The sequence below is a fragment of the Pseudomonas sp. XP1 genome (assembly GCF_053557675.1).
Map to the genome: position 1 here is coordinate 91236 of NZ_JBNRIJ010000003.1, position 26435 is coordinate 117670.

Below are 26435 nucleotides of genomic sequence, written 5' to 3' on the forward strand. Positions count from 1 at the left end.
CGCGACTTCGGGGCGCATGGGGATAGTCGGCCGGGGGCGATCGGGAAACATCGTCCAAATGGCCTAAGGTTTGCCTCGATCGACCTGTCGCCTTCAGGCGCGGCGTAGGCATGCCCCACAGGTAAATTGCACGACTGGACGCCGAGATAATCCTGTGGGAGCGGCTTTAGCGGCGAACACCGGCAAAGCCGGTGCCATCCAGCGCCCGGCTTCAACGCTGGTACAGGATCACCAGGTCGTTGATCACCGACGGTCGCTCCTGGCCGACCACATGGGTATTGATCTCCAGGGTCAGCTGCGTGCCGCGCTGGTTCAGCTCGACCGCCTTGAGCCGGGCCCGGGCATGGATGCGCGAGCCGGCCGGCACCGGCGCGGGGAAGCGCAAGCGGTCGGAGCCGTAGTTGATCTGCGTGGTGAAGCCGGTGATCTCGAAGCCCAGCGCCAGCTTCAGCCGCGATTGCAGCACCTGTACCAGCGCGCCATGGGCGATGGTGCCGCCAAACGGGCTGTTGCGCCGGGCCCGCTCAGGGTCGGTGTGGATCCAGTAGTCATCACCAGAGAGTTCGGCAAAGGCATCGATCAGCGCCTGGTCCACCAGCAGGCTGTTGCTCCAGTCGCTGTACTGCTCGCTGACCAGCGCCTGCAGCGCGGCCTGGTCCTGGCAGTCGACCTTCAGGCGGTTGTCGGACGCCTCGACAGGCGCTACCGCCTCGACCACCGGCGGCGTTTCCAGCGCTGCGGTGTCCTGCTCAAGGCTGGTGAAGCGCAGCAGCCGGGTACCCTTGGCATCGACCTCGGCAAACACCGGTTGCAACGGCATGCCGACGCTGATCTGGCCTTCCTCCAGGCCCACCAGGGTGGTGTTGATCCGCACCCCTTCGGCCAACTCGACTACCGCCAGCTTCTGAGGCATTTCATCGATGAAGTCCGGCAGCGTCGGAATGCGCGTCAAGGTGTAGCTGTACAACGTCGCCTGGCCGCTCACTTCACGCCACGCCGGGTCCGGCGCCAGGCAGGCCGGGCAATGCCGACGCGGGTAGAACAGCCACTGGGCACAGGCGCCACACTGCTGGATCAGCAGGCGACGGGCCTTGAGCCCTTCCCAGAACGGCGCGGAGATCTCGGTCGCCACGGGCATCGGTTTGTTGTTAGACATGATCGTCATGCTCCCTGAAGAATCAATGCGCCCTGCTCGCTCATCACGCCGCCGGTACCGGAGACGTAGACGCTGTCGCAGCGCTGCAACTGGCGTTCACCCGCAGCCCCGGCGATCTGCGTGACCGCCTCGATGACTTGGGACATGCCGCCGGCCGAGCCGGCCTGGCCAAAGCTGAGCTGGCCACCATGGGTGTTCATGGGGAAGTCGCCACGCCAGGTCAGGTCGTGCTCGCGGACGAACGCCATGCCCTCGCCCTTGCCGCAGAAACCGGCGTCTTCAAGGGTCAGCAAGGCGGTGATTGTGTAGCAGTCGTAGATCTGCGCGGCATCGACGTCTGCCGGTTTCAGCCCGGCCATGGCGAAGGCACGGCGAGAGGCCGGGCCGATCGGCGTGTGCACCATGTCCTCGGCGTAGGTTGGCGACTTGAAGGCCAGGTGCTCGCCAAAGCCTGTGATGAACGCCGGGCGTTTGCGAGCCCGCGCCGCCAGTTCCTTGTTGGTGATGATCAGCGCCGCGCCGCCGGCCACCGGCATGACGATCTCCAGCACGTGCAGCGGGTCGGCGACCATGCGGCTGGCCAGTACCTGCTCCACGGTCAGCGGCTGGCCATGGAACATCGCCTGCGGGTTGGCCTGGGCGTTGGTACGCTGGTCCACGGCGATTTTCGCCAGGGCCCGTGGGTCGTAGCCGAACTGGGCGGCGTAGCGCTGGGCGATCATCGCGTAGCCCGTGTTCTGGCCCATGTGCCCGTAAGGCAGGTCGAACTCCGCCTCCGGCGCACCGAATGCCGTGCTGTGCCCGCCAAAGCGCATGGCACGCGCCATCCAGCCGGGGTCTTCATCCGGCCCCAAGGGTGCCATCCGCGCCGGCAGCACGCACAACACCGCCTGGCACAAGCCCAGTTCGATGGCGGCAGCGGCGCGCCAGACCATGCCGACCGAGGTGCATCCGCCCAGGTCGACCACTTCGGCGAAGTTGAGCCGCAGGCCCAGGTATTCGGCGGCCATGGCCGGGACGAACACCGAGGCTTCGTGGAACTGCGGTCCGTTGATCACCAGGCCATCGAGGTCCGAGGCCTGCAGGCCGGCATCGCGCAAGGCCTGGGCAGCCAGGTCGGCGACCTGTTCGAGGTGGAACATCTTCGGTGCCGTGGCGTACTTTTCCGGCTTGTACTGTGCGGTACCGACTATTGCTGCATGGCCTTTGAGCCCCATTGTGCCTCCATGCCGGTGCCCGCGGGCACCAGCGTTGTCAGGTGATCGGTCAGAAGGTGTATTTCAACGAGAAGGTGGCGTAGTCACGGTCGGCATAGGGCCGTTTGATCGGGTCGGGCGAGCCGAGGTATCCGACATAGGTCAGCGCAGCTTCCAGGTTGCCCAGGTATTTGAAGGTCGTGCCCACGCTGATCCGCCGGTCACCCTGCACCCCGGAAATGCTCCCGGCCATCGGCGTGGAGCCGCTGAACACATTGGAGAAGCGCACCGGCACCTCAAGGTCCCAGCCCTGGAACACTCCCGGGTAACTGAACGATGCGCCAACCGTGTAGGCACTGGCATCCCGCGAGCGCCAACCGGTCGCGGTCTTGTAGGTGTAGTTGTCGGACGGCGTGACCAGGGGTGCCAGGCTCGGCAGCAGCGCCACGCCCTGCAGGTTGCCGGCCGCAGAGGTGGCGTCGACACTGTCGACCTTGACATGGATGATCTCGCCGGTGAGGGTGGTCTGGCTGGCCCATGGCCGGTCGCCCAGCACGCGCATGGCCGACAGCTGGAACTGCTGGCCCTTGCCACGCGCCGGGGTCGGCCCGAGGCCGGTGTTGACCATCACTGGCGCACCATCGCGGTACGACCATTCAGCGCCGATCTGAGTCTCGCCCAGCTTGGTCGAGGCGCTGATGCCGGTGAGTCTGATGTCTTCGAAGTACTTCACCCGGTAGCCGTTGGCGGCGAAGGCAAACAGGCCGCCACCCACCGGCACCGGGCTGTAGCCAACCAGCGCGGTGGCCGGGTTCTTGTCGTGGTAGTTGACGTGGAACAGCGACAGTTCCAGCGCCGACACCGGCCGGTAGCGCAGTTGCACGCCCCACTGGCCGCTGTCGCGGGGCTCGTCGGTGCCGCGGTAAGGCACGTTGCCGGTCGGCGTGATCAAAAACTCTCGGCCTGGGCCGATCACGTCGGTGCCCGACAGGTAGCTGCCCACCGGGGCCAGCTCGGTGCCCTTCCACTCGTACTGCATGTAGGCGCCGAAGGTGAATTGTGGGTTAAAGCGGTACGAAGCCGACACCTGGCCCACCGGCAGCAGCACTTCCTTGACCTCGACACCGGGTTGCGCGGCCTTGACCGCATCCGAGGGGTTCTGCACGCCGTTGACCCCGGGGTAGTACAGGCTCTCGCCCCAGGATTCGATATGGCGGCCGGCCTTGACGTCGAGCATCGAGTCGTTGTCGAACCGCCAGCCACCGAACACGTAGGCATCCAGCAGGCGGGTACGGCCACCGCTGTAGTACTTGGCATCGCTGGTGAATTCGTCGTTGTCACCGTCCTTGTTGACGGTGGCCGGCGAGTTGTTGTCGTTCTTGCGGTGGTAGACGTCGTCGTAGAAGGTACTGGCGCGTACCACGGCGCCGTAGTTGTCCATGCGCATGATCATCTCGCCCAGTGCGCCCAGGCGGTTGGTGGTCAGGCTGCCCTGGTTGAAGTTGCGGTCACCGTCGTCGGCGTTGACCCCCATCAGGCGGTCGCTGGGTTTGGCCAGGCGCACGCCGATGCCGTAGCTGGTGGTCACCGACCAGTCGATGGTGGCGCCATTGTCGAACTCGATGGTCTCCCCCGCCCAGGCCGACGCCGATGCCAGGGCAATCGCCGCCGTCAGGCCGGCCAGCGGCAAGCCGCGGCTGGCAAGGCCAGTATCGTTATTGTTGTTCTTGTCGATCACACGGACTCTCCTGAAGGGCAACCGGCTGGCTGCCTGGAATGGTCAACGTTGCCGTCGGGCCGGACGCAGGTTGCCCCGGCGCGCCACGGCGGTAGCGGTAGTGCGCCTGGTGCAGCTCGCGCACCAGCAGCCCTTCGGTCATGAGGTAGTTGGCATGGGCCAACGTTTCGCCAAGCGCCATCAGTTCGTCGAAACGACCTGACAGCCTGGGGAACAGCGCGGCCATCAGTTCGAGCGCGCTGCGCGGCTCGTCACAGCTGACCAGCAGGCGCGACAACTGGGCCTGGTGATGCGTCTGCAACTGGTCCAGGCGCGCATGCAGGTTGTAGAACGGCCGCTCGTGAGCCGGCAGCACCAGCACGCTGTCGGGCAGCGTGCGCAGGTGTTCGAGCGAGGCCAGCCAGTCACGCAGCGGGTCGGCCTCGGGTTCGGTGGCATGCACGCCCACCGTCGGCGTGATGCGTGGCAGCACCTGGTCGCCGGCAATAAGCACACTGCCGTCCTCGGCAAACAGGCACGCGTGCTCGGGGGAATGGCCACGCCCCACCACCACGCGCCACTGGCGGTTGCCGATGGGCAGGCGATCGCCGTCCCGCAGGCGCCGGTAGCTGTTGAAATGCAGGGGGCGGAAGTGGCCGCTCTGAATCAGCCGGTATAGCTCGTCGATCTGCGCGTCATTGAAGCCCGCCTTGGCATGGAAATCGTGGAAATCCCAACCCGGTGACTGCCCCGCGGGCACCGTCACGTACAGCGAGCGGTACTCACTGGCCGTCATGTAGATCGGACAGCGGTAGCGTTCGGCGAGCCAGGCGGCGACGCCGGCATGGTCGGAATGGTAGTGGGTACAGATCACCGCCAGCACCGGCTGCCCGGCGAACAGCCCGGCAATCACCTGCTCCCAGGCTTTACGGGTCTGTTCGGTGTTCATGCCGGTGTCCACCACGACCCAGCCGTCGCCATGGCGCAGCAGGTACAGGTTGATGTGGTCGAGGCGGTACGGCAGCGGCATGCGCAGCCACCACACGCCATCCAGCACCTCGCGCCACTCGCCACTGCCCTGTGCTTGCGCCCAGGGGTAGCGCAGGCCGTCCACCCGTGCGGGTTCGTTACCGGTGCGCTCAGCCATGCCGACCACCGATGAAGGGAGGCAGGCCGACCTGGGCCAGCACCTGCAAAGAATAGGGCTGATAGGTGGCGCTGGCTTCATCGCGGATGAACAGCGGATCGGTGCAAGCTTGCGGGCAGTAGCCCTGGCGCTGCAAATCGACCTTGCGCAGCTTGAAGGTACTGGTCAGGTCGGCTGCCGCACTCACCCGCACGAACAGCGGCGCGGCATAGCGCGGCAGGCGTGCCTCGGTCAGTTGGTAGAACGCCTGCGGGTCGAATTCCGCCCCTGGCTGCATCAGCACCGCTGCCATGCCCGCCCTGCCCTCGTGCTCCGGCACCTGCACGCCGTACACGTTGATCAGCTCAAGGCCCGGCAGGTCGCTGAGAGCGTCAGCCACTTCCTGGGTGGAAACGTTTTCGCTTTTCCAGCGGAAGGTGTCGCCAATGCGGTCGACGAAGTAGCAATAGCCATCGGCATCCTGGCGCAGCAGGTCGCCCGAGCTCCACCAGGCATCGCCCGTTTGCAGGACGTCGCGGCGGATCTTGCTTTCGGTGGCCGCCGCGCAGGTATAGCCCTCGAAGCGGCCACCGCCGATGTCGGGATGGTCGACGATAAAGCCCATGGCCTCGCCCACTTCACCGACTTCGCACAGCTGGTAGAAGCCGTTCGCGTCACGCGGGTGGCAGTCGTTTTCCACGTCGTAGCGCACCAGGCGCAGGTTGGTACGGTTCCAGTCCGGCACCCGGCCGCAGGACCCGCGATAGTTGTCGACGTTGATCAGGTTGGTGTTTGCTTCAGTGGCACCCCAGCCCTCGAACACCTGGATCGGGCCGAACCGGTCGATCCAGCGTTGCCAGGCCTCTGCCGACAGGCCGGCGCCGAGCATGCAGCGCAGGCTGTGCTCGCGTTCCCCGGCCTGGACCGGGCGGTTGAGCAGGTAGCGGCAGATTTCGCCGATGTACTGGAACACGCTGATGCGATGGCGCCTCACGTCGTTCCAGAACTCGCGCACGCTGAACTTGCGCCGTACCACGATGCTGGCACCCACGCGCAGGGCTGTGGAGGTGACCGAGGTGGCGGCCGCGCCGTGGTACAGCGGCAAGCAGCAATAGAAGACATCGGCGCGAGTGGCCTGCAAGGTGACTTCCATCACATCGCCGGACGACATCCAGCGCATGTGGCTGTAACGCGCGGCCTTTGGCAAGCCGGTGGTACCCGAGGTGAAAATCAGCAGGGTCGGCGCCTGGGCCTCGATCTGCGCACGCAGCTCCCGCGGGAAGCGACTTCGCGGCGCGGCGGCGAGGTTCTGGGCGAACGTGGTGTCGATACCGGCCGGTAGCTCACCCGACCATGGCTGTTCGGCGTCGTTGACCAGCCACATCGGCAGCTGCGGCAAACCTTCGGTCGCCTGCAGGTTGCCCAGGCACTCCTCACCGACCAGCAAGGCCTTGGCGCTGGTTGTTTGCAATGCATGCACCAAGGGTTTGCCGGCCACCTGGGTGTTGATGAATGCCACCACCACACCGAGCTTGACCAGGCCGAACCAGCAGGCGAAGAACGCCGGGCGGTTTTCCATCGCCAGGGCGCAGACGTCACCGGGGCGCAGCCCGCGCGCCTGGCAGGCATGGGCCACCTGGTCGGCAAGGCGGTCGACTTCGGCGTAGCTGAGCACCTGCTCGCCATCGATGAGGAACGGGCGTTCGCCTTGTCGATCAGCCTGCGCTTCCAGGCGGTCGGCCAAGGTGTAAAGGTCACGTGGCTTGATCTGCGCGCTGGCAGCGCTGCGCAGGTCCAGCAGGGCCTGGGTCTGTTCGCGGCTGACCGGCCGTTGCGCTGGCGCATGCAGGGGTTGAGGCAAGTTCATTGCGCCACCTCTGCCCTGGCCTGCCAGCTGGGGTAGTCGCTGTAGCCGCGTGCCCCTGGGGTGTACAGGGTCTTGCGGTCGAAGCCAGCCAGGGGCCGCCCGTGGCGCAGGCGCTCGACCAGGTCCGGGTTGCCGATGAAGTGCCGGCCGAAGGACACTGCGGCGCCCTCGCCGGCCGCCAACGCAGCCTGCGCCGAGTCACCGTCGAAACCATCGTTGAGGATCAGCGCCAGGGGGCTGCTGCTGCGCGCCACGGCGAACGCATCGAGCCCTGGTACCGGCGAGCGCATGACATGCAGATAGGCCAGGTTCAATGGCGCCACCGCCGCACACAGCGCCGCGCAGGTGATGGCCGGCTCGTGGTCGTCGATGTCGTTGTAGGGGTTGCCGGGGCACAGGCGCAGGCCGACCCTGCCCGCGCCAATGGCGCCCGCCATGGCCGCCAGCACCTCTTCGGCGAAGCGCACCCGGTTGCGGGCGTTGCCACCGTAGGCGTCGCTACGCTGGTTGCTGCCGGCAGCCATGAACTGCATGGGCAGGTAACCGCTGGTGCAGTGCAGCTCGACGCCATCGAAACCCGCCTCGCGAGCATTCAGCGCGGCCCGACGATAGTCGTCGATCACCCCGGCGATACCCTCAAGGGTCAGCGCCTCGGGCAACTCGGTGTCGACCATGCCGGCGGTGTCGCTGAACACTTGGGTGCGGGCACGGATCGCCGAGGGTGCCACCGTGGCAGCACCGAGCGGCTTGTTGTGGTGGCTGGCAGCACGCCCCACGTGCATCAATTGCAGCACGATGCGCCCCCCTTCGCCATGCACGGCGCGGGTCACCTGGCGCCAGCCGGCTACCTGTTCGGCGCTGTAGATGGCTGGGGTACGGCAGTAGCCCAGGCCGCTGGCCGAAGGTGCGGTGCCCTCGGCCACGATCAGCCCGGCGCTGGCCCGCTGACGGTAGTAGGCGACCATTTCGCTGCCTGGCACACCTTGGCGGTCGGCACGGCTGCGGGTCATCGGGGCCATGACGATGCGGTTGGCCAACTGCAGGTCACCCAGCCGCACAGGCTCGAACAAGATGCTCATTTCAGCTCCTTCATTCTTTTTGTTGCCGGTGCGCAAGGGGCGCGCGACACCGGAGATGGGCTGAATGATTCACCGTGGCCAGGTGCGAAACATCGTCCGTCGAGACTAGTCCTTAAGTGCTCGCTGCAAGGCTGGCCAAGGCCTTGGTCCAGCAGCGAAACTGGTCTGAACAGACGATGAAATCGCGCCACGATGCGTCGAGCATCGGGCGTACCCAAAACAAGAAGCGGAGCTGTGCTGTGAACCCATCCCCTCCCGTGACCTGGCGTACTCACTACGCCTTGCTGGTGCTGGCCAGCATCTATGTTTTCAACTACATCGACCGCCAGCTGATGGCGATCCTGATCGAGCCGGTCAAGCTCGAATTCGGCATATCCGACACCGGTATCGGGCTGCTTTCAGGGGTAACCTTCGCGGTGTTCTACACGGTGTTCGGCCTGCCCCTGGGGCGCCTGTCGGACCGCATCGGGCGCAAGCCGGTGATCGCCTTCAGCTGCATGGCCTGGAGCCTGATGACCATGCTCTGCGGCATGGCCGGCAGCTTCTTCACCCTGGTGCTGGCGCGTATCGGCGTGGCCATCGGCGAAGCCGGCGGCACCGCGCCGTCGGTGGCGATGGTCTCTGACCTGTACCCGCCGCAGCGGCGCTCTACTGCCTTGGCAGTGCTGATGCTGGGTTCAAGCCTGGGCGCCATCGTCGGCCTGGGCCTGGGTGGCTGGATTGCCCAGCAGCACGGCTGGCGCTATGCGTTCCTGCTGATCGGTGCGCCCGGCATCCTGCTCGGCCTGTTGCTATTGCTGACCGTGCGCGCACCAAAGCCCGTGCGCCTGCAGCAGGCCAACGCCGCACCGGCCGAAGGCTGGCTGCGCACCTTGGGCGAATTGCTGCGCATGCCGTCGTTCCCGTGGCTGGTGTTGACCGGTGGCGCAGCGGCGATCGCCGGCTATGCCATCGGCACCTGGAGCCCGAGCTTCCTGATCCGCTCCCACGGCCTGAACATGCAGCAGGCAGGCTTCCTGGTGGGAGTGATCGGGGGTAGCGGTTCGACCATCGGCACACTGGTATGTGGCATGCTCACCGACCGCCTGGCCCGGCGCGATGTCGGTTGGCAGATCGGCGTGCCGCTGCTGGGCACGCTGCTGAGCATTCCGTTTGCCCTGGCCTACTTTTTGTGGCCGCAGGGCATTGCCTTCTACATCGGCGACACGCCGGTACCCCAGGCATTCCTGTTCTACAGTGCGTTCGGTTTCTTTGGGGTGTGGTGGGCGACGCCGTGCCTGGGCGCAATCACCCATCTGTTCCCGGCCAATCGTCTGGCTCAGGCTACGGCGATCTTCGTCATGGCCATGACTTTGCTGGGCGTTGGTCTGGGGCCGTTGTTGATCGGAATGCTCAGTGACCTGTTCCTGCCACGCTTGCAGGGGGAGTCGCTGCGGTATGCCTTGGCGGCTTCGGTGGTGTTGCTGGTGTTGGCGGCAGTGTTTCTGGCGCTGGCGTTGCCACGGTATCGGGCGCAGATCAAGGGGTTGGCAAGCGGCAAGGTGGTTGGTGCGGTAGCTGTGTAGGGGCTGGAGTGCCTGCTTCTATTTATGTAGCGCCCTTGAGACCGAGCGCCGCCCGCGCGGCGCTTGATGTGTACCCCCTCTGCAAATCCCGAAACAGGCCCCAGGCAGCACTCCCGCAATCTGCCGAAAAGTCATCACACAAACAAAAGGCCTGGCAGGGTAAGCCTGCCAGGCCTTGTTCACTTGCGAGGTATCACCCCATCAACGCCCGATAGCCCGCGCCGCATCCGCGGTATACATGTCCGGCGTAAACTTGCTCTCGTTGAGAATCGGCCCCTTCTTCGCCTCGTTGGTCATGCCGTACCCGGTGTACTGCCCCGAGTTCAAGTCCATGAAGAACTGCGACCCGGCCTGCCAGCCACTCATGTCAGGATGGTAGTAGTAGTTGACCATGGCGTGTTTCCACAGCTGCCCACGGGCATCGTAGTTGTCGGCCATCACCGCGTTCCAGGTGTCCTCGTCGATGAACAGAACGCGCTTGCCGTACACATGGCGGTAGCCTTCCTTCAGGTCGGCCTCGACCACCCATACCCGGCGCAGCTCATAACGCATGAACTCGGGGTTGGGGTGGTTGGGCGTCAGCAGTTCGGCGTACTTCACCGTGCCGGCATTGGCCTTGAAGGCGTTGGCCGGGCTGTAGATCTCGCGCTTGCCCAGCAGCTTCCAGGTGTAACGCTCCGGCGCGCCGTTGAACAGGCGGTCCTCGTCCACCGTCATGGTGCCGTTGGTGCCGATCATGGGCTGGTCATAACCGTACCCCGGCATCTGCCGCACACGCCGGGTCGACGGGCTGTAGGACCACGCCTGGCGCGACGAGGTGACGAAGTTGTAAGGCTCGTGGGCAATGCTGATCACGCCATTGTCACGGGCTGGCTTGAGCGTGGTGTTGTAGCTCATCGCCTGAATCAAATCGGAGGTCTTCGGTTCCACCGTCGGCGAGTTTGCCTGCGACAGGTTGCGCGCATGGGCGCGACCCCAGCCGATGCTGCCGTTGGGCAGTACCGAGGCAAGGTCGGAAATCTTCTCCTCGGTGTAGGCACGCGCCGGCAACTGATGGTTCCACAGCACCTCCATGCCGTTCTTGGGGATCGGGAACGGCACCTGGCCCAGCCCCTCGACCCCCTGCCCATCGTTGACCAGCTGGGCGTGCAAGGCATTGTCCATCACCCGCCGGCACACATAGTCGGGGTAACGGAAGTCACGATGCCCCGGGTAGATGTTCATCTTGTAGGTGGTCGGGTACTTCTTCAGCAGCGCCTTCTGGCCGTCGGTCAGGTGCGCGGCGTACTGGTCCATGTTCTGCGCTGTGATCACCAGGATCGGCTTTTCATTGGCATAGGGGTCCACCGGCTGGCCACCGGAGAACTTCACGTGGTTCCAGCCCGGCACCTCGCCCAGGTACTTGCCGGTGTACGGCGGGATAGTGCCCTCGGCATTGCCGGCCTGCTCTGCGCCAACGCAGGTCAGGTCCTTGCCCAGGCGGGCGGCCTCCGCAGGCGGCACGGCGGCGTGGGCGCTGGTCAGCAGCCCGTTGTTGAGGGTCAGAGCGGCTGCGAGCATCACAGTTGTTGTTGTTTTCATGTACTGCCTCCTTCGCTGATAAGGCTTGTGGTATGGCTTCATTGTTCCGGTTCCAGCCGGCACGGCATCGTCCGGAGGGACTAAGATCACGCGCTGACCAGGCGCGTCTTGAGCTCGCCCTTGAGCACCTTGCCGGTGGCGTTGCGTGGCAATGGCTGGTCGACGCGGTAGACCTGGGCCGGCACCTTGTAGGCAGCCAGGCGCTCGGCGATGAACGCGCGCACCTGCTCGTCGGCCGGCAGGCTGCCCGCAATGCCGTGAATCGCCAGCGCCACCACTTCCCCATGCAGCGGGTCAGCGACCGCAAACGCTGCCGCCTCCAGCACGCCAGGCATGTCGCTGATACAGGTTTCGATCTCGGCCGCGGAAATCTTCTCGCCACCACGGTTGATCAGGTCTTTGACCCGGCCACTGATGAACAGGAAGCCCTCGTCGTCGAGGTAACCGAGGTCGCCGGTGTCGAGCCAACCCTCGCACAGGGTCTGGTGGCTGGCCTCGAGGAGGTTCCAGTAGCCCTGCATCAAGGTCGGCGAACGCAGCCAGATCAACCCTTCGCGGCCAGCCGGCAAAGGCCGCGAAGGGGCGTCGCCGATGCGCACCTCGACGATCGGCAACGGCCAGCCGGCGCTGGCCGGGCAGTAGGCGAACAGGTCACCTCCAATCGCCGCACCGATGCCGTTGCTCTCGGTCAGGCCGTAGCCACTGCCGGCGATCACCTGGGGCTTGCGCACCAGCATCTCGTTCAGCAACCCGGCCGAAGAGGCGCCACCGCCGAGGCCCAGGCCAAACAGGCTGGCGGTATCGCCGCCGTCATAGCGAGGCGAGGCCAGCAGCTGCTGCATCATCACCGGGGCGCCATTGAACTGGGTGCAGTGCTCGTCACGGATCAGGTCCAGCGCCTGCTCGGCATCCCACTTGTACATCAGCAGCAGGCGCCGACCGCCTCGCAACGCCGAGAGAAACTGCGCGTGCAGGCCGCTGACATGGAACAGCGGCACCGCCATCAGGGTGGTCGAGGCGAAGCCACTGCCGAGCATGCCCGCCACCCGCTCGGGCGAAGTCAGCGCACAGAACGCGCCCTGGAACTCCAGCGCGGTCAGCGCCTGGCAAATCGCCCCATGGCTGGACAACACGCCCTTGGCACGGCTGGTGGTGCCGGAGGTGTAAAGGATCAGCGCCGGGGCTTCAGGCGGCAGCTCCACGGCTGCCAGCGGCAGCGGTTCGGCAGCCAGCAGCTCCTCGTAGCGCAGGCAATGCGCAGGCAGCTCGGCGTCGGCGGCACGCCCGACCACGATGAAGGTGCGCCCGGCTGCTGCCAGGTCGCCCTGAAGCAAGGACAGGCGCGCATCATCGCCGATCAGCACACGCGCACCGCTGTCCTCCACACCATGCAACAGCTCATCGTGCAGGCCCCAACTGTTGAGTGGCACGCACACCGCACCGCAGCGCTGAATGGCGGCAAACGCCACCAGCCAGGCCGGCTGGTTGCGCATGGCAATCGCTACCCGCTCGCCAGGGCGCAGGCCCAAGCGGCCTGTCAGCTGGCCAGCCAGCCGGTCGACCGCGTCGAAATAGTCGGCAAAGCTCAGGCGCTGCTGCTGCCAGACGACAAATTCCTTGTCGCCGTGTACCCGTGCGGCGTCGATCACCTGCAGCAGGTTGCGCGGTGCATGGCGAAAATACCGCGGGCCACCTGCGGCTGGGGTCATCACTTCAAATGGTGCACCGGGGGCTATCAACTGTTCCCAGGCGTGCCGCCAATGGTCAATGCTCATCAGGGTTCTCCAGGCGCCGGGCTCACGCACAGGCCGCGTCGAGGGCGGAATAACGTTCGCAATGGAAGTCGCGATCACCCAGGCAGGCCTGGGCCACCCGCACCCGTTTGAGGTACAGGCCGACATCCAGTTCGTCGGTGACACCAATGCCGCCATGCATCTGCACCGCTTCGTTGGCAACCTGCAGTGCGGTATCGCCAGCCTTCCACTTGGCCAGGCTGACCAGCCGCCCGCGCTGTGGGGCGTCCAGTTGCGGGTCGTCCAGCGCGGCCAGGCCGGCCATCACCGCACTGCGCGCCAGGGCCAGCTCGGTGTACAGGTGCGCAGCGCGGTGCTGCAGCGCCTGAAACGAGCCGATCGGCACATCGAACTGGACCCGGGTCTTCAGGTATTCCACGGTGGTTTCGAACAACTGCTGCGCAGCGCCCAGCAACTCCGCCGCCAGGCACGCCCGGCCGCGGTCGAGCACTGCGTCCAGCACCTCCCAGGCTGCCCCGGGTTCCCCCAGCAGCGCTTCGCGGCTCACTCGCACCTGGTCCAGGCGCAGGCGCCCGCTGTTGCGCGAATCGATCAGGGGCAGCGCCGTGCACTGCACGCCTTGGCTGTCGGCTGGCACCAGGAACAGGCTGATGCCCTGCGCTTCGCCCGGCTGGCCGGCGGTACGCGCCGCCACCACGTAGGCATCAGCGCCGACGCCATCGATGACCCAGAACTTTTCCCCGCTCAGGCGAAAACCTTCGCCCTCGGCGACCGCAGCCACGGATACGTCACTGGGGCGGTGGCGGGGCCCCTCCTCCAGCGCCAGAGCCAGGCGCCGCTTTCCCTGGATCACCGCCTGCAGCCAGTCGCTGTGCTGTTGCGCCGAACCGGCCAGGGCCAGCAGCGAGCCGGCCAGGACAACGCTGGACAGCAATGGCGTCGCCGACAGGTGCTGGCCCTTGGCTTCGAAGATCGGCCCCAGGCCCATGCACCCGAAGTCCAGCCCCCCGAGGTGCTCGGCAAACGGAATCGCACTCCAGCCCAGCGCCACGGCATCGCGCCATAGCTGGGTATCGAAGCCTTGCGCCACGCCCTGGTCACGCAAGCGCCGCTGCGCCGCAACCGGGCTGCGTGCGGCCAGAAAGTCGCGGGCACTGTCAGCCAGCAGGCGTTGTTCTTCGTTGTAACGCAGGTTCATGCCGACACTCCTTTCTTGCCGTCGGGCAAACCAAGCACACGCTTGGCGATGACGTTGAGCTGCACTTCCGATGCGCCCCCGGAAATGGTCAGGGCATAGCTGTTGAGCCAGGCGCGGGTCACGGCCAGCTCGCGCTCGCTGAAGCCCGGCGCCTGCCAGCCGAAGGCGTGGCCGCCCAGGGCGTCGAGCAGCACCTCGAACTTGTCGCGTTCCTGCTCGGTGTGCAGCAGCTTCATGATCATCATCAGGCCGCTGATGTCGTCACCGGCACGCCCCTCCTCGGCCATGCGCTGCACCGTCAGGCCGTAGGCATGCTCGTCCATGGCGCAGGCCACCGCCCGCGCCTGCAAGGCCAGCTCGCCCTGGCTGCGCGGCTGCGGCAGGTATTCGCGCAGCAGCGCCAACAGGTCGAAGTGCGACGGCAGGCTGAATTCGCCGAACTTGGACATGGCCTTGCGCTCGTGCTGCAGCAGGTACTTGCCGAGGTTCCAGCCACCATTGAGCGGGCCGATCAGCTGGCTCTTGGGTACCTTTACGCCATCGAAGAACACCTGGCAGAACGCCGACTTGCCGCTGATCAGGTCGATCGGTACCGCCTTGACCCCAGGGCTGCGCATGTCCAGCACGATCAGGCTGATACCTTCATGCTTGGGCGCCTGGCTGTCGGTGCGCACCAGCGCATACATCCAGTCGGACTTGTCGCCGTAGGAGGTCCAGATCTTGCTGCCATCGACCACGAAGTGATCGCCGGCGTCACGGGCGGCCATCTTCAGGCTGGCAAGGTCGGAGCCGGCATTGGGTTCGGAGAAACCCTGGCACCAGCGCACCTCACCACGTGCCATGGGCGGCAACAGGCTGCGCTTCTGCTCTTCGGTGCCATGGGCCAGCAACACCGGCCCGAGCATCCAGATACCCAGGTTGATCTGCGGCGGCCGGCATTTCAGGCGGCGCATCTCGCTTTCCAGTACCGCCAGCTGCTCGGCATCCAGCCCGGCACCGCCATAGGCTTCGGGCCAATCGGGGCAGAACCAGCGCTTGTCGCGCATGCGCTCGAACCACAGGCGCGCATCGTCGTTGGCGAACTGCGGCTGGCTGGCCCCCCACACCACATCGCCTTCGCCCATGGCGGTGCGCATCGATTGCGGGCAGTTGGCTTCCAGCCAGGCGCGTGTCTCGTGCCTGAATTGCTCTATCGTGCTCATCGGATGCAACCCTCGGCCCAGGCCCCGGGCACTGCCGGGGCGGGGCATTTCTTGTGGTTGTGTTGGCTGAACCGAGCGCGCTCGGCTCAGCGCTGGGTGCGCGGCATGCCCAGGCCGAACTGGGCGATCAGCTCGCGCTGGATTTCATTGGTGCCGCCGCCAAAGGTCACGGTGACCGAGGCGCGCAGCTCGTATTCAAGGTCACCGTGCAGCGCCGCTGCGGCCGAGCCGCCACGCACCACGCCATTGGCGCCGACGATGGCCGAAAGGCGGCGCAGGATCTCGATCGCCGATTCCGAGCCGTACACCTTGGTGGTCGAGCTCAACGCCACGTCCATCTGCTCGCGCTCAAGGTTGGCGGCAATGCGCAGGTTGATCAGGCGCATCGCTTCCAGGCGCGCATAGCACTCGGCCAACGAGCTGCGCACCCAGGCCTTGTCCATCGCCCGTCGGCCCTTTTCGTCGCGGGCCTTGGCCCACAGGTAGACCCGGCGGAACAGCCCGGCGACCTTGTCCGACCAGGAGCCCAGGCCCAGGCGTTCATGGTTGAGCTGCGCGGTGATCAGCTTCCAGCCGCCGTGCAGCTCGCCGACCAGCATGTCCCTGGACACCTTCACGTTGTCGTAGTAGGTAGCGGCGGTCGGGTTGCTGGTGGTCGGGATCACCGTGCTGGAGAACCCTGGCAGGCGGGTATCGAGGATCAGGATCGACACGCCCTTGTGCCGCGCCTGGCTCGGGTCCGTGCGCGCAGCCAGCCAGATGTAGTCGGCTGACTCGGCGCCCGATGTCCACAGCTTGTTGCCGTTGACCACGAAATGCTCGCCATCCAGCCGCGCGCTGGTGCGCAGCACCGCCAGGTCGCTGCCGGCATCGGGCTCGGAGTAGCCAATGGCGAACATGATTTCGCCAGCGGCGATGCCCGGCAGAAAGCGTTCCTTCTGAGCCGTGCTGCCGTGCTCCATCAGGGCGGGGCCCACCGTGCTTATGGTCACGAACGGCAGCGGTGCGCCGGCGATGTTGGCCTCTTCGAAGAAGATCAGCTGCTCGGTGGCGGCATAGCCCTGGCCGCCATGGGCCTTCGGCCAGCCCACCGCCAGCCAGCCGTCACGGCCCATCTGGCGGACGGTCTGGCGATACAGCTCGCCACCTTCCTGGCCGCGCAGTCGCTCGCGCAGCTCGGGGGTCATCAGCGCCTGGAAGTAGTCGCGCACCTGGCGGCGCAGCGCATGTTGCTCGGGGGTAAGATCGACGAACATGCTGTGCTCCTCAGGCCGCGCCCAGAATCAGGCCGCTGGTGGGCACGCCGGTACCGGCGGTGACCAGAACGTTTTCCACATCTGCCACCTGGTTGACTGCCGTGCCACGCACCTGGCGCACCGCCTCGGCGATGCCGTTCATGCCGTGGATGTAGGCCTCGCCCAGTTGCCCACCGTGGGTATTGATCGGCAGCTTGCCGCCACGGGCATGGTGCCCGGCGCGGATGAACTCCTTGGCCTCGCCACGCCGGGCAAAGCCGAACTCTTCCAGTTGTGGCAGCACGAACGGGGTGAAGTGGTCGTAGATCACCGCCGTCTGCAACGCCTCGGGGCCGAGCCCGGACTGGCGATACAGCTCCTTGGCGACCACGCCCATTTCAGGCAGGCCGGTAATGTCGTCGCGGTAGAACGAGGTCATGCTCTGCTGGCCGTGGGTGATGCCCTGGGAGCCGGCCTTGATGGTCACCGGTTTCTGCCGCAGGTCACGGGCACGCTCGGCCGAGGTGATGACCATGGCCACTGCCCCGTCGGACTCCTGGCAGCAGTCGAGCAGGTGCAACGGTTCGCAGATCCAGCGCGAGGCCTGGTGCTCTTCGAGAGTGATCGGCTTGCCGTGGAAGAACGCCTTGGGGTTGGTGGCCGCAAAGTCCCGGGCAGCCACGGCGACGCGGCCGAAGTCTTGCGAAGTGGCGCCGTAGGTGTGCATGTAGCGCTGGGCGAACATGCCGACCCAGGCGGCCGGGGTATGTAAGCCGTGGGGCATGTACCAGCCGTAGTTGACGTTGTCGAAGATCGGCGTGGCGGCAAAGCCGTAGCTGCCGCTGCCGAAGCGGTACCAGGAACGTTCGTTCATCGCCCGGTACACCACCACCACCTTGGCCACGCCGGTCGCCACCGCCATGGCCGCATGCATCACCGGCGCGCAGGTGGCACCGCCGCCGTGGGGCACCTGGGAGAAGAACTTGACGTCCTTGCAGCCCAGCAGGCGAGCGATTTCGTACTCCGGGACCTTGTCCACCGAATAGGAGCTGAAGCCCTCCACTTCCGACGGGTCGATACCCGCGTCGCGCAAGGCCTCGAGGGTGGCTTCAAGGGCCAGGCGCAGTTCGGTGCGCCCGGAGTTCTTGGAAAACTCGGTGGCGCCCAGCCCGACAATCGCGGCACGCCCGGAAATCGAAAGGTTGTTCATGCTGCCTCCACTGGTCATGGCAGCACCAGCGCGACCGTACCGGTCACGTGGTTGCCCATGGAATTCTTGCCGCTCAGGGTCACTTCCACCGTGCGGCTCTCGGGGTCAAGGCCGGTCACGCTGCCGCTGAAGGTCATGCAGTCGCCGGGGTAGTTGGGCACGCCCAGCTTGATCTTCAGCGAGGTGAAGCGCGCCAGCGGGCCGGCCCAGCCTTCGACGAAGCGCTGCACCAGGCCATTGGTGGTGAGGATGTTCATGAATACATGGGGCGAGCCCAGTTCACGGGCGGCATCCAGGTCGTGGTGGCCGGGGAAGTAGTCGCGCGTGGCAATCGCGCCGCCGGCGATCAGCGCCACCGTGATCGGCACCTGCAGCGCTGGCAGGGTTTCGCCGGGGCGCACATCGTCAAAGCGCTTGGTGTTCTTCGAGGTCATATTTCCATCCCAGCTTGTCGTTGTCGCTCAGCCAGTCGCCGAGCCGTTCCAGGCATGCCGCCGAACCGCCCAGGGCTATGCCCAGGGCGCGGCTCCAGTACAGATAGCGATGAATCGGGTAGGTCAGGTCGACGCCAATACCGCCGTGCACGTGCTGGGCGACATGGCCGATGCGGTGGCCGGCTTCACAGGCCAGGTAGGCAGTGGCCAGGGCCTCGGACGGTGCCGGCAAGCCGGCGTCCAGCCGGTAGCACAGCTGCCAAAGGGTGCTGCGCAGGGCCTCCAGGGCGATATGCGCATCGGCCATGCTCATCTGCACTGCCTGGAAGCTGCCGATGCGCCGGTCGAACTGCTGACGCTCGCCCACATAGGCCACGGTGCGCTGTATGTGCTCGGCACTGACCCCCAGCTGCAGCGCCGCGAGGGCTGCGATGGCACGGGGCTCGATCCAGGTCAGCGCGGCGGCGGGCAATACACGGTCGGCACCGACCCGCAGGCCCTCGATGTGCAGGTCGGTGATCGCTTCACCGTGGGTCAGCAGCCCCGGCACACGGCGGATCGCCGGGTTGTCGAGCTCTAGCAGCAGCAGCCGCGGCTGGCCGTCGGCAAGCACGAGCAACAGCGCCGCGTGGGCCTGCCCACCCAGTGGCAGTGCGGCCACCCGCCCGCTCACCTGCCAGCCCTCGGCACAGGCCGTGGCCTGCAATGCGATGCCGTTCGAGGCGTGCAGGCCGTCCAGCGACAGGCTCAGCAACCGCTCGCCCGTAGCCGCGCTGGCCGCCAGCTGCGCCAGTTCACCCAGGCCGAAGGCCCCCAAGGCCGCCGCCGCCAACTGGTGCCGCCACAGCGGTACCTGGCCGAGGCTGCGCCCCTGAGCCTGCAGCACCAACATCAGCTCGGTCATGCCCAGGCCGCTGCCACCCAGTTGCTCGGGGATGGCCAGGGCGTGCAGCCCGGTTTCCTGGCACAGCGCCCAGAGTGACACCATCAGCTGCTCGCCGCTGACATCCCACTGGCGCAGGGCATCGTCATGGCAGTGGTCGCTGAACAGGCTCGCGGCCATCTGCTCGATTGCCCGCTGGTCTTCGCTCAATTGAAAGTCCATGGGCGCCCTCCTATTCAGTTACAGGCCGGAACAACGGCAGGGTCTGTTGCTCGTCGAAACGATGGAACTCGACCTGCAGGCGCTGGCCAATCTGCAATTGCTCGCGCTGCCCGCCGATCAGCCCCGCGACCAGGCGCACCCCCTCGTCCAGTTCGATGAGGCCGATCGGGTTGGGGTGGTCGAACGGTGGCACTTCGGGGTAGTGCATGACCACGAAGGAATACAGGCTGCCGCGCCCGCTCGCCTGGACGCTGTCCCACTCGAAGCTGTGGCAGTGCATGCATACGGGGGCCGGTGGGTGGCGCAAAGTGGCACAGGCGCTGCAACGCTGGATCAGCAGGCGGCCTTCGGCGCAGCCTTCCCAGAAGAACCGGGTGTCGTCGCTTACCCCTGGCAACGGGCGCTTGGCATTGGCCGGTGCGGCCTCTGGCTTGGCCACTGGTTGCGGGTTGGCCGGGCGGAACTTGAACACGCGGAACAGCAATTCGCCCACTGGCTCGTCGCCTTCGGGCTTTTCGACGAAGTGGCTCATCACCAGGGTGACGAAGAACCCGGTGCCCAGGGCGGTCGTCTTCTCGTCGCCCACCGCGTCCAGGCGAGTGGTGTAGTACAGTCGCTCACCCAACTGCACAGGGCGTGTGAAGCTCAGCTCGGAGTTCACCGCCACCACCGAGGCGTAGCCATATTCCTCGATCAGCTTGAGCACTTCGTACGGGTTCTGCTGGGTGGAGCCCGGCGGGTAGTTGTTGGCGTGCAGCCCTTCCATGGTCCACACCTGGAGCATGGCCGGCGGGGCGACGATCGCCTGGTACGGGCTGTTCTGGGCAAAGTCGGGGTCGCTGTAGAGCGGGTTGTCGACACCCATGATCTCGCACCATTGGCGGATCATCGGCGCATTCACCGCATCCCAGGCATACACCCGGCCATATTCGCGGCCCACCAGGGCGCGCACGCTGGATAGCAATTGTGGGTCAGCCAAAGTCGTCTCCTGCAACGTGAGGGCGGCGGGCCGATGCGGCCGCCGCCAGGTGGTTGATCAAGTCGGTAGGGCCTGGGCTGCGCTGAGAAACGCCGGGCGTTCGCCACCGCCGTGCAGCAGCAGGTTGCAACCGCTGGCATAGCTGGCCAGGGGTGAGGCTATGTACAGGCAGGCATTGGCGATGTCGCAGGCAGAGGCCATGCGCCCGGCGGGTATGCCGGCGCTGACGGCAGCGATGCCGTGCTCGCTGCCGTAATGCAGGTGGGCCTGGTCGGTCAGCACCAGGCCGGGGCTCACCGCGACCACACGTACTTTCGGCGCCCACTCCACGGCCAGCGATTGCACCAGTGCGAGCACCCCGGCCTTGGCCGCGCCATAGGCGGCGGTGCCAGGCGAGGCACGCAAGGCGCTGATGCTGCCGATGAAGACGATGCAGCCGCCCTGCGCCTGCGCCTGCATCAGGCGGTTGGCATGTTGAGCGGCGTTGAGCGGTGCGATCAGGTTGAGCCGCAGCACGCCCTCGTGAAAGCGTGGCGAGGCGGTGGCAGCCACGGCCGACGGGCTGCCACCGGCATTGTTGACCAGTACATCGAGGCGGCCAAAGTCGCGTTCGATGGTGTCGAACAGCGCCTGCAGCGACTCGCCATCGCGCACGTCGGCGGCGATGAACACCGCGCTGCGGCCCCGGGCGCTGGGCAGTTGCTCCGGCTGGCTGCGGGCGCAGACGATCACCTGCGCCCCGGCCGCGAGAAAACCTTCGGCAATACCCGCGCCGATCCCTTTGCTACCGCCGGTGACGAGCACCACCTTGCCGCTGTAATCAAACACCATAGCCTGTTCCTCGTTCTGCCATGGCAACCGACTCTAGAGGCTCGATGACGGTCGTACTTCGTCTGAACGGACGATGAATGGCCAGAGGTGCGGGGCAACACTGGCGGGCATTGCACCCTGTACATGAGGAACACCATGCCTGATTCAGCTGCTCCACCGGTCCTGCTCGAACGCCCGCTGGCTGGCGTTGCGCTGCTGCGGCTGAACCGCCCGCACGCCACCAATGCCCTGAGCCTGGAGCTGCAAGCGCTGTTGTCGCAGCACTTTGCCGAGCTGGGCGCAGACCCGCAGGTACGCTGCATCCTGTTGACCGGTGGCGACAACGTGTTCGCCGCCGGCGGCGATATCGGCAGCATGGCCGGGGTCGGCCCGATCGATATCTACCAGCGCCACACCGAGCGAGTCTGGGCGCCGATCCAGCACTGCCCGAAACCGGTGATAGCTGCGGTCTGCGGTTACGCCTATGGCGGCGGCTGCGAGCTGGCGATGCTCGCCGACCTGATCGTCGCCGGGCGCAATGCGCGCTTCTGTCAGCCGGAGATCCGCATCGGCATCATGCCTGGCATCGGCGGCACCCAGCGGCTGGTGCGCGCAGTGGGCAAGGCCAAGGCCATGCGCATGGCCCTGACCGGGCAGCCGATCAGTGCCGAAGAGGCCTGGGTGGCGGGGTTGGTCAGCGACCTGGTCGAGGACGACCAGGTGCAGGCCCGCGCGCTGGAGCTGGCGCGGGTGATTGCGGGGATGCCGGCGCTGGCGGCCGAGCAGATCAAGGAGGTGATCCTGGCGGGGATGGATGCGCCCCTGGACGCGGCCTTGGCGCTGGAGCGCAAGGCCAATGCGTTGTTGTTTGCATCGAGGGACCAGAAGGAAGGGATGCAAGCGTTTATCGAGAAGCGCCCGGCGCGTTTTGAGGGGTGGTGATCTACGGGCTTTCCATTGGGCATTCAGATCGACATCACCAACTGCCCACTGTCGATCCGCAGCTCCACCCCATTTACCGCCCGCGCCTCATCACTGGCCAGGTACAACACGCTGGCCGCCACATCTTCGGGTAGGCACATGCGGTTCATGGGGTCGCTGTCGATGGTCAACCGCGCCGGGTCGACACCGTCGGGAAAGCCGCCACGGGTCATGTCGGTCAGCACACCATCCGGGTGCAACGAATTGCAGCGAATGCGGTAACGCCGCCGCCGGCAGAACGCCGCCACCGAGCGGGTCAACGCCGCCACCGCGCCTTTCGAAGCGCTGTAGGCCAGGTAATCATCACGCCCGGCCAGGGCCGCCACCGACGACAGGTTGATGATCGAACCGCCCTGCGCCTTCATCAACGCGATACCGGCACGGCAACCCAGGAACACACTGGCGGCATTGACCCGCATCAGCCGCTCCCAATCGCGCAGTTCGGTGTCCTCAATGTTGCCGGGCTGCAGCATGCCGGCGTTGTTGAGCAGGATGTCCAGCCGGCCATGGCGTTCGGCGACGACCGCCATCACCTGCTGCCACTGCGCTTCATCACTCGCATCATGGACGATGAAGCTGGCCGCCGAGCCCAAACTTTCAACCAGGGCCAGCCCGGCCCGTTCGTCAATATCGCTGACCAGCACTTGGGCGCCCTGCGCCACCAGCAGGCGTGCGCTCGCCGCGCCGATACCCTTGGCGCCCCCGGTGATCAGCGCGACCTTGCCTGCTACCCGCCCGTTACCCTGGTTCATGACCCTACCTCGCAGTCCGTGTTCAGGCGCGCCCCATGCACCACTGCGGCACCGGCACGACGCCCGGAAAACACACAGTCGGCCAGGGACAGGCCACTTATATAAAGATGAGAAGGAATGCCCAGCGCCGTACGCCCAGCCGCGAACAAGCCGCCAATCGCCTGGCCGTCACAGTCCACTACGGCGCCGCTGCCCTCGTCCACGCGCAGGCCACCGAGGGTCAACGCCCCCAGCGGGAAGATCGGGTTACCAACCGATATATCGCAGGCATAGAACGGCCCCTGCTCCAGTACCTGGCGCCCGGCCGCCGACTTGCCGAACGGGTCCGGCGCCTGGCCTCGGGCCGCGGCATTGTTGGCCAGCAACGCCTGGCGCAGGCTTTGCGCCCCCATGCCGGTGGCTTGCGCCAACTGCTGCAGGCTCTTGCCCTTGCGGGCGCCCAACAGCATCAACACCAGCGCAGGTAACGCCTGGAACCACCAATAGCCGCCAAACAGCGCCTCGCGCAGGGCCTGCTTGCGCAACGGCGCATCAAGCACCAGCCAGGCCTGCCCGCCCTGCTCTTCCATCAATGGCTGGCCGAGGGTGGCGCCATACACCTCTTCGTTGCAGAAGCGCTCGCCAGCGCGATTGACCACGATGCCTTTGTGCCAGCTGTACGGCGGGTTGATGAAGCGCCACGCCGATACCCGCTGCAGGCGGTCGCTGGCTGCACCGACGCTGAGACCCAGGCGCAGGCCGCTGCCATCGCAGCCGGTAGCGCCGACCTTGAAATTGCGGCGGAACGCCGGTGCGTGGGCCTTGATCAGCTCGCGGTTGAAGATGAAGCCGCCAGTGCTCAGGACCACCCCGTGCACCGCCCGCACCAGCCAGGGCCGGGCGTGCTTGTGTTCGAGCGCGCTCAATCGACGGCGCAAGCGTTCGCAGTAGCCTGGCATGAAGTTCTGCAGGCGTTCGGCGCGGGCCGCCAGCCGCGCATGCTTGCACGCCACCTGGCTGCCCGGCGGCAGGCGCCACAGCTCGGCACCGATCACCCGCCCCTGCCCGTCGAGCACCAGGCGTCGGGCGGCCGACTGCGGCAACGGCCGCACGCCGGCGCGCAGGCAGGCCGCCTGCAAGTGGCTGTACAGCACCGCGCCGCACTGGCCCTTGCCGACCGTGCGGTGGCCACGCGGCGCCGCTGCCCGCTGGCCGGTATAGGCCGGCACCAGTTCATTGCCCGAGTAGTAGAGAAAGGCGCCGTCAGGTGGGTACGACGTCTTGCCGCCAGGTGGCATTTGATGGGCGAACGGCACGCCGTGGCTTTCCAGCCATTGCAGGTTGGCGACGCTGTCGCGACAGAAGCGCCACAGCGTTTCGTCACTGACCACGCCCTGGGTTTCATGCCGCAGGTAGTCGAACATCGCCTCGGGGCTGTCGTCGAAACCCGCCGCCTGCTGGTGCCGGGTACCACCGCCGGCGTATACCACGCCACCACTGCGGGCGCTGGCACCGCCGCCGGTAAAGCGGTCGGCGACCAGCACATCGGCACCCTCGGCACGCGCCTGCAGCGCTGCACAAGCCCCGGCGGCGCCCCAGCCGATCACCAGCACATCGCACTGCGCCTGCCACTGCAGGTCCGCCGCGTCGGCCACCTGCAACGGTTCGAGGATCGCGGTGACTGCGCTGTTCATGCCACCTCCCGGCGCTTGGCCGCCAGGTGGTTGGCGGCCACGTAGGCGAAGGTCATGGCCGGACCCAGGGTGCCGCCGGCACCGGGGTAGCTGGTGCCCATCACCGAGGCCGAGCAGTTGCCGATGGCATACAGGCCGGCGATCACCGAGCCGTCTTCACGCAGCACCTGGGCCTGGGCATTGGTCAGCAGGCCGCCCTTGGTGCCGATGTCGCCGGCATCCAGGCGCATGGCGTAGTACGGCCCCTTGCGCAGCGGCGCCAGACACGGGTTGGGCTTGATGTTGCAGTCGCCGTAGTAACGGTCGAACACATTGCCGCCGCGGCCGAAGTCAAGATCGACACCTGTGCGGGCATAGTCGTTGACCTTGGCCACGGTGCTGGCCAGGCCCTGCGCATCGACGCCGATCTTTCCGGCCAGGGCCTCCAGGCTGTCGGCCTTCCAGTACAGGGTGTCGCTCCACTCCGGGCGCAGGCGGCTGTCGGGCATGACCTGGGCCGGCATCAGCGGGCCCATGGCGTAGTTGAAACGGAAGTGCCCGTCGAAGATCACCCAGGCCGGTACCGAGCCACCGCCGGTGCGGGCGTTGTCGCGGTGCATGGCGTCGACGAATTCCAGGTACGGTGCGGCCTCGTTGACAAAGCGCCGGCCCTCGCCATTGACCACTATGGCACCAGGGAAGGCGCGTTCGGCGAAAATACCCCGCGGTTTGTCTTCGCCAGGCACGGCAATGGTCGGTGCCCACCAGGCCCAGTCCATCAGCGCGGTGGCTGCGCCCTGGGCCAGGCCGGCCTGCAGGGCGGCGCCGGTGTTGTTGCCCGGTGGCGTCGCACTCCAGGCCATGCGCGTCGGCTTGGGCAGGTACTGTTCACGCAAGGCCTGGTTCTGCTCGAAGCCGCCAGACGCCAGAATCACGCCGTGACGGGCCTGCAATGCGAGCTCACGGCCCTCACGGTAGATGCGCACACCACTGACCCGGCCCTGCTCCATGATCAGTTCACGGAAATCGCTGTTCAGCCACAGCGGCACATCGCGATCCATCAGCGAGCGGCGTAGCGAACACACCAGCGAGCTGCCCAGCGCCGCGCGGCGGTCGAAGCGGCTTCTGCGGCGCCACTTGAAATCGAGCTTGTAGCGCAGCATCAGCCGCAGAATCAGCAGGCGCCAGCCAAAACCCCGGGCCATGGCCTTGTGCGCATCCCGTGCAGTCCAGGCGATACGGCCCATCAGCAGGGTCGAAGGTGACGGCTTGCGCAGGTTGTCGAGCTCGGCGCCGAGCAGGCTGCTGTCGAACAGCTCCGGGTCAAGGGTACGCCCGCCGGGCAAGGCACCGGGCAGATGCGGGTAGTAATCCGGATACTTTGCCGCCACCGCATAGCGCACGCGGCTGCAGCGGGTTAGCGCCTCGATCATCTTCGGCGCATTGTCCAGGTAGGCCTGCAGGCGGGCCGGGTCGACCTGGTCACCGGCGGCGGCATCGAGGTAGCGGCGCGCCTGCTCCATGCTGTCGTTACCACCCAGGCGGGCGAAGTAGTGGTTGTTGGGGATCCAGATGCCGCCCCCGGAGATGGCCGAGGTGCCGCCGAACTTGTCGCTCTTTTCCAGAACCAGCACGCTGAAGCCCTGGTCGGCGAGGAACACCGCCGAGGTCATCGCGCCGGCCCCCGAGCCGACCACTATCACGTCGTACTGGGTTTGAGACTGATCTTGAGCCGTCATTGTTGTTGTGCCATTCGCTAAGGTCAGGGAGAAGCCGCCAGCACCCTCGCGGTGCGGCTGGCGGCGTGCATCCCATGATCGGCGCTGGCCGACGGAC

The 26435-nt window shown here is 66.4% G+C and carries 21 protein-coding genes; 2 read left to right on the forward strand and 19 right to left on the reverse strand.

Annotated features, from left to right (window positions below):
* Positions 1-211: 211 nt before the first annotated feature.
* From ACK1U9_RS04300 to ACK1U9_RS04325, 6 genes are read right to left on the reverse strand one after another with little or no spacing between them, the layout of a single operon-like run.
* Positions 212-1156, reverse strand: a complete 945-nt coding sequence (locus tag ACK1U9_RS04300) for a bifunctional OB-fold nucleic acid binding domain-containing protein/MaoC family dehydratase (protein ID WP_108481207.1) — start codon at positions 1154-1156, stop codon at positions 212-214.
* 5 nt (positions 1157-1161) lie between these two features.
* Positions 1162-2373 (reverse strand): thiolase family protein, encoded by a 1212-nt coding sequence (locus tag ACK1U9_RS04305; protein WP_108481202.1) that lies wholly within the window; start codon positions 2371-2373, stop codon positions 1162-1164.
* A 49-nt stretch (positions 2374-2422) separates the two neighbouring features.
* Positions 2423-4090 (reverse strand): DUF1302 domain-containing protein, encoded by a 1668-nt coding sequence (locus ACK1U9_RS04310; protein ID WP_108481203.1) that lies wholly within the window; start codon positions 4088-4090, stop codon positions 2423-2425.
* Positions 4068-5216 (reverse strand): MBL fold metallo-hydrolase, encoded by a 1149-nt coding sequence (locus ACK1U9_RS04315; RefSeq protein WP_108481208.1) that lies wholly within the window; start codon positions 5214-5216, stop codon positions 4068-4070. Before ACK1U9_RS04315 ends, ACK1U9_RS04310 begins: the two co-directional genes overlap by 23 nt.
* Complete coding sequence (locus ACK1U9_RS04320; RefSeq protein ID WP_108481204.1) at positions 5209-7062, reverse strand: long-chain-acyl-CoA synthetase; 1854 nt, start codon at positions 7060-7062, stop codon at positions 5209-5211. Before ACK1U9_RS04320 ends, ACK1U9_RS04315 begins: the two co-directional genes overlap by 8 nt.
* On the reverse strand, positions 7059-8141 hold the full coding sequence (locus ACK1U9_RS04325; RefSeq protein WP_153670882.1) for an alkene reductase: 1083 nt from the start codon (positions 8139-8141) through the stop codon (positions 7059-7061). Before ACK1U9_RS04325 ends, ACK1U9_RS04320 begins: the two co-directional genes overlap by 4 nt.
* Positions 8142-8380: 239 nt before the next feature.
* Between ACK1U9_RS04325 and ACK1U9_RS04330 the strand changes: the two genes are divergently transcribed.
* A complete protein-coding gene (locus tag ACK1U9_RS04330; protein WP_108481101.1) occupies positions 8381-9706 on the forward strand; it encodes a spinster family MFS transporter in 1326 nt (441 codons plus the stop codon).
* 201 nt (positions 9707-9907) lie between these two features.
* On the opposite strand, the gene ACK1U9_RS04335 is transcribed toward ACK1U9_RS04330, so the two are convergent.
* The 10 genes from ACK1U9_RS04335 to ACK1U9_RS04380 form a co-directional block, all read right to left on the reverse strand.
* The gene (locus tag ACK1U9_RS04335) at positions 9908-11266 is read right to left on the reverse strand and encodes a DUF1329 domain-containing protein (RefSeq protein WP_108481043.1); all 1359 of its coding nucleotides are present in this window, start codon (positions 11264-11266) and stop codon (positions 9908-9910) included.
* Between the two features lie 107 nt (positions 11267-11373).
* Complete coding sequence (locus tag ACK1U9_RS04340; protein WP_196172789.1) at positions 11374-13062, reverse strand: class I adenylate-forming enzyme family protein; 1689 nt, start codon at positions 13060-13062, stop codon at positions 11374-11376.
* A gap of 22 nt (positions 13063-13084) precedes the next feature.
* Positions 13085-14239, reverse strand: coding sequence for an acyl-CoA dehydrogenase family protein (locus ACK1U9_RS04345; RefSeq protein WP_196172788.1), 1155 nt, complete (start codon positions 14237-14239; stop codon positions 13085-13087).
* Entirely contained in the window at positions 14236-15441 is a 1206-nt protein-coding gene (locus ACK1U9_RS04350; protein WP_108481046.1) for an acyl-CoA dehydrogenase family protein, read from the reverse strand. Before ACK1U9_RS04350 ends, ACK1U9_RS04345 begins: the two co-directional genes overlap by 4 nt.
* A gap of 86 nt (positions 15442-15527) precedes the next feature.
* Complete coding sequence (locus ACK1U9_RS04355) at positions 15528-16697, reverse strand: acyl-CoA dehydrogenase family protein (RefSeq protein WP_196182608.1); 1170 nt, start codon at positions 16695-16697, stop codon at positions 15528-15530.
* 10 nt (positions 16698-16707) lie between these two features.
* Positions 16708-17886: a lipid-transfer protein gene (locus ACK1U9_RS04360; RefSeq protein WP_449109723.1), complete on the reverse strand. Its 1179-nt coding sequence runs from the start codon at positions 17884-17886 to the stop codon at positions 16708-16710.
* A gap of 14 nt (positions 17887-17900) precedes the next feature.
* Positions 17901-18320 (reverse strand): MaoC family dehydratase, encoded by a 420-nt coding sequence (locus ACK1U9_RS04365; protein ID WP_108481049.1) that lies wholly within the window; start codon positions 18318-18320, stop codon positions 17901-17903.
* A complete protein-coding gene (locus ACK1U9_RS04370) occupies positions 18292-19425 on the reverse strand; it encodes an acyl-CoA dehydrogenase family protein (RefSeq protein WP_108481050.1) in 1134 nt (377 codons plus the stop codon). Before ACK1U9_RS04370 ends, ACK1U9_RS04365 begins: the two co-directional genes overlap by 29 nt.
* Before the next feature lie 10 nt (positions 19426-19435).
* On the reverse strand, positions 19436-20404 hold the full coding sequence (locus tag ACK1U9_RS04375; protein ID WP_108481051.1) for an OB-fold domain-containing protein: 969 nt from the start codon (positions 20402-20404) through the stop codon (positions 19436-19438).
* Positions 20405-20461: 57 nt separating this feature from the next.
* Entirely contained in the window at positions 20462-21235 is a 774-nt protein-coding gene (locus ACK1U9_RS04380; RefSeq protein ID WP_108481052.1) for an SDR family oxidoreductase, read from the reverse strand.
* Between the two features lie 135 nt (positions 21236-21370).
* Between ACK1U9_RS04380 and ACK1U9_RS04385 the strand changes: the two genes are divergently transcribed.
* Complete coding sequence (locus ACK1U9_RS04385; protein WP_108481053.1) at positions 21371-22156, forward strand: enoyl-CoA hydratase; 786 nt, start codon at positions 21371-21373, stop codon at positions 22154-22156.
* 23 nt (positions 22157-22179) lie between these two features.
* On the opposite strand, the gene ACK1U9_RS04390 is transcribed toward ACK1U9_RS04385, so the two are convergent.
* Genes ACK1U9_RS04390 through ACK1U9_RS04400 form a run of 3 tightly spaced genes read right to left on the reverse strand, consistent with a single transcriptional unit; the run spans position 22180 to position 26338 of the window.
* Positions 22180-22947, reverse strand: coding sequence for an SDR family oxidoreductase (locus tag ACK1U9_RS04390; RefSeq protein WP_108481054.1), 768 nt, complete (start codon positions 22945-22947; stop codon positions 22180-22182).
* On the reverse strand, positions 22944-24620 hold the full coding sequence (locus ACK1U9_RS04395; protein WP_108481055.1) for an FAD-binding protein: 1677 nt from the start codon (positions 24618-24620) through the stop codon (positions 22944-22946). Before ACK1U9_RS04395 ends, ACK1U9_RS04390 begins: the two co-directional genes overlap by 4 nt.
* On the reverse strand, positions 24617-26338 hold the full coding sequence (locus ACK1U9_RS04400; protein ID WP_196172785.1) for an FAD-binding protein: 1722 nt from the start codon (positions 26336-26338) through the stop codon (positions 24617-24619). The genes ACK1U9_RS04395 and ACK1U9_RS04400 overlap by 4 nt, the downstream gene beginning before the upstream one ends.
* Positions 26339-26435 lie beyond the last annotated feature (97 nt).

Excerpts from the sequence above, each read along its gene's own strand:
- ACK1U9_RS04300 (WP_108481207.1), bottom strand. The coding sequence starts at position 1,156 with ATGTCTAACAACAAACCGATGCCCGTGGCGACCGAGATCTCCGCGCCG.
- ACK1U9_RS04305 (WP_108481202.1), bottom strand. The coding sequence starts at position 2,373 with ATGGGGCTCAAAGGCCATGCAGCAATAGTCGGTACCGCACAGTACAAG.
- ACK1U9_RS04315 (WP_108481208.1), bottom strand. The coding sequence starts at position 5,216 with ATGGCTGAGCGCACCGGTAACGAACCCGCACGGGTGGACGGCCTGCGC.
- ACK1U9_RS04320 (WP_108481204.1), bottom strand. The coding sequence starts at position 7,062 with ATGAACTTGCCTCAACCCCTGCATGCGCCAGCGCAACGGCCGGTCAGC.
- ACK1U9_RS04325 (WP_153670882.1), bottom strand. The coding sequence starts at position 8,141 with ATGAGCATCTTGTTCGAGCCTGTGCGGCTGGGTGACCTGCAGTTGGCC.
- ACK1U9_RS04335 (WP_108481043.1), bottom strand. The coding sequence starts at position 11,266 with ATGCTCGCAGCCGCTCTGACCCTCAACAACGGGCTGCTGACCAGCGCC.
- ACK1U9_RS04340 (WP_196172789.1), bottom strand. The coding sequence starts at position 13,062 with ATGAGCATTGACCATTGGCGGCACGCCTGGGAACAGTTGATAGCCCCC.
- ACK1U9_RS04345 (WP_196172788.1), bottom strand. The coding sequence starts at position 14,239 with ATGAACCTGCGTTACAACGAAGAACAACGCCTGCTGGCTGACAGTGCC.
- ACK1U9_RS04350 (WP_108481046.1), bottom strand. The coding sequence starts at position 15,441 with ATGAGCACGATAGAGCAATTCAGGCACGAGACACGCGCCTGGCTGGAA.
- ACK1U9_RS04355 (WP_196182608.1), bottom strand. The coding sequence starts at position 16,697 with ATGTTCGTCGATCTTACCCCCGAGCAACATGCGCTGCGCCGCCAGGTG.
- ACK1U9_RS04360 (WP_449109723.1), bottom strand. The coding sequence starts at position 17,886 with ATGAACAACCTTTCGATTTCCGGGCGTGCCGCGATTGTCGGGCTGGGC.
- ACK1U9_RS04365 (WP_108481049.1), bottom strand. The coding sequence starts at position 18,320 with ATGACCTCGAAGAACACCAAGCGCTTTGACGATGTGCGCCCCGGCGAA.
- ACK1U9_RS04370 (WP_108481050.1), bottom strand. The coding sequence starts at position 19,425 with ATGGACTTTCAATTGAGCGAAGACCAGCGGGCAATCGAGCAGATGGCC.
- ACK1U9_RS04380 (WP_108481052.1), bottom strand. The coding sequence starts at position 21,235 with ATGGTGTTTGATTACAGCGGCAAGGTGGTGCTCGTCACCGGCGGTAGC.
- ACK1U9_RS04385 (WP_108481053.1), top strand. The coding sequence starts at position 21,371 with ATGCCTGATTCAGCTGCTCCACCGGTCCTGCTCGAACGCCCGCTGGCT.
- ACK1U9_RS04390 (WP_108481054.1), bottom strand. The coding sequence starts at position 22,947 with ATGAACCAGGGTAACGGGCGGGTAGCAGGCAAGGTCGCGCTGATCACC.
- ACK1U9_RS04395 (WP_108481055.1), bottom strand. The coding sequence starts at position 24,620 with ATGAACAGCGCAGTCACCGCGATCCTCGAACCGTTGCAGGTGGCCGAC.
- ACK1U9_RS04400 (WP_196172785.1), bottom strand. The coding sequence starts at position 26,338 with ATGACGGCTCAAGATCAGTCTCAAACCCAGTACGACGTGATAGTGGTC.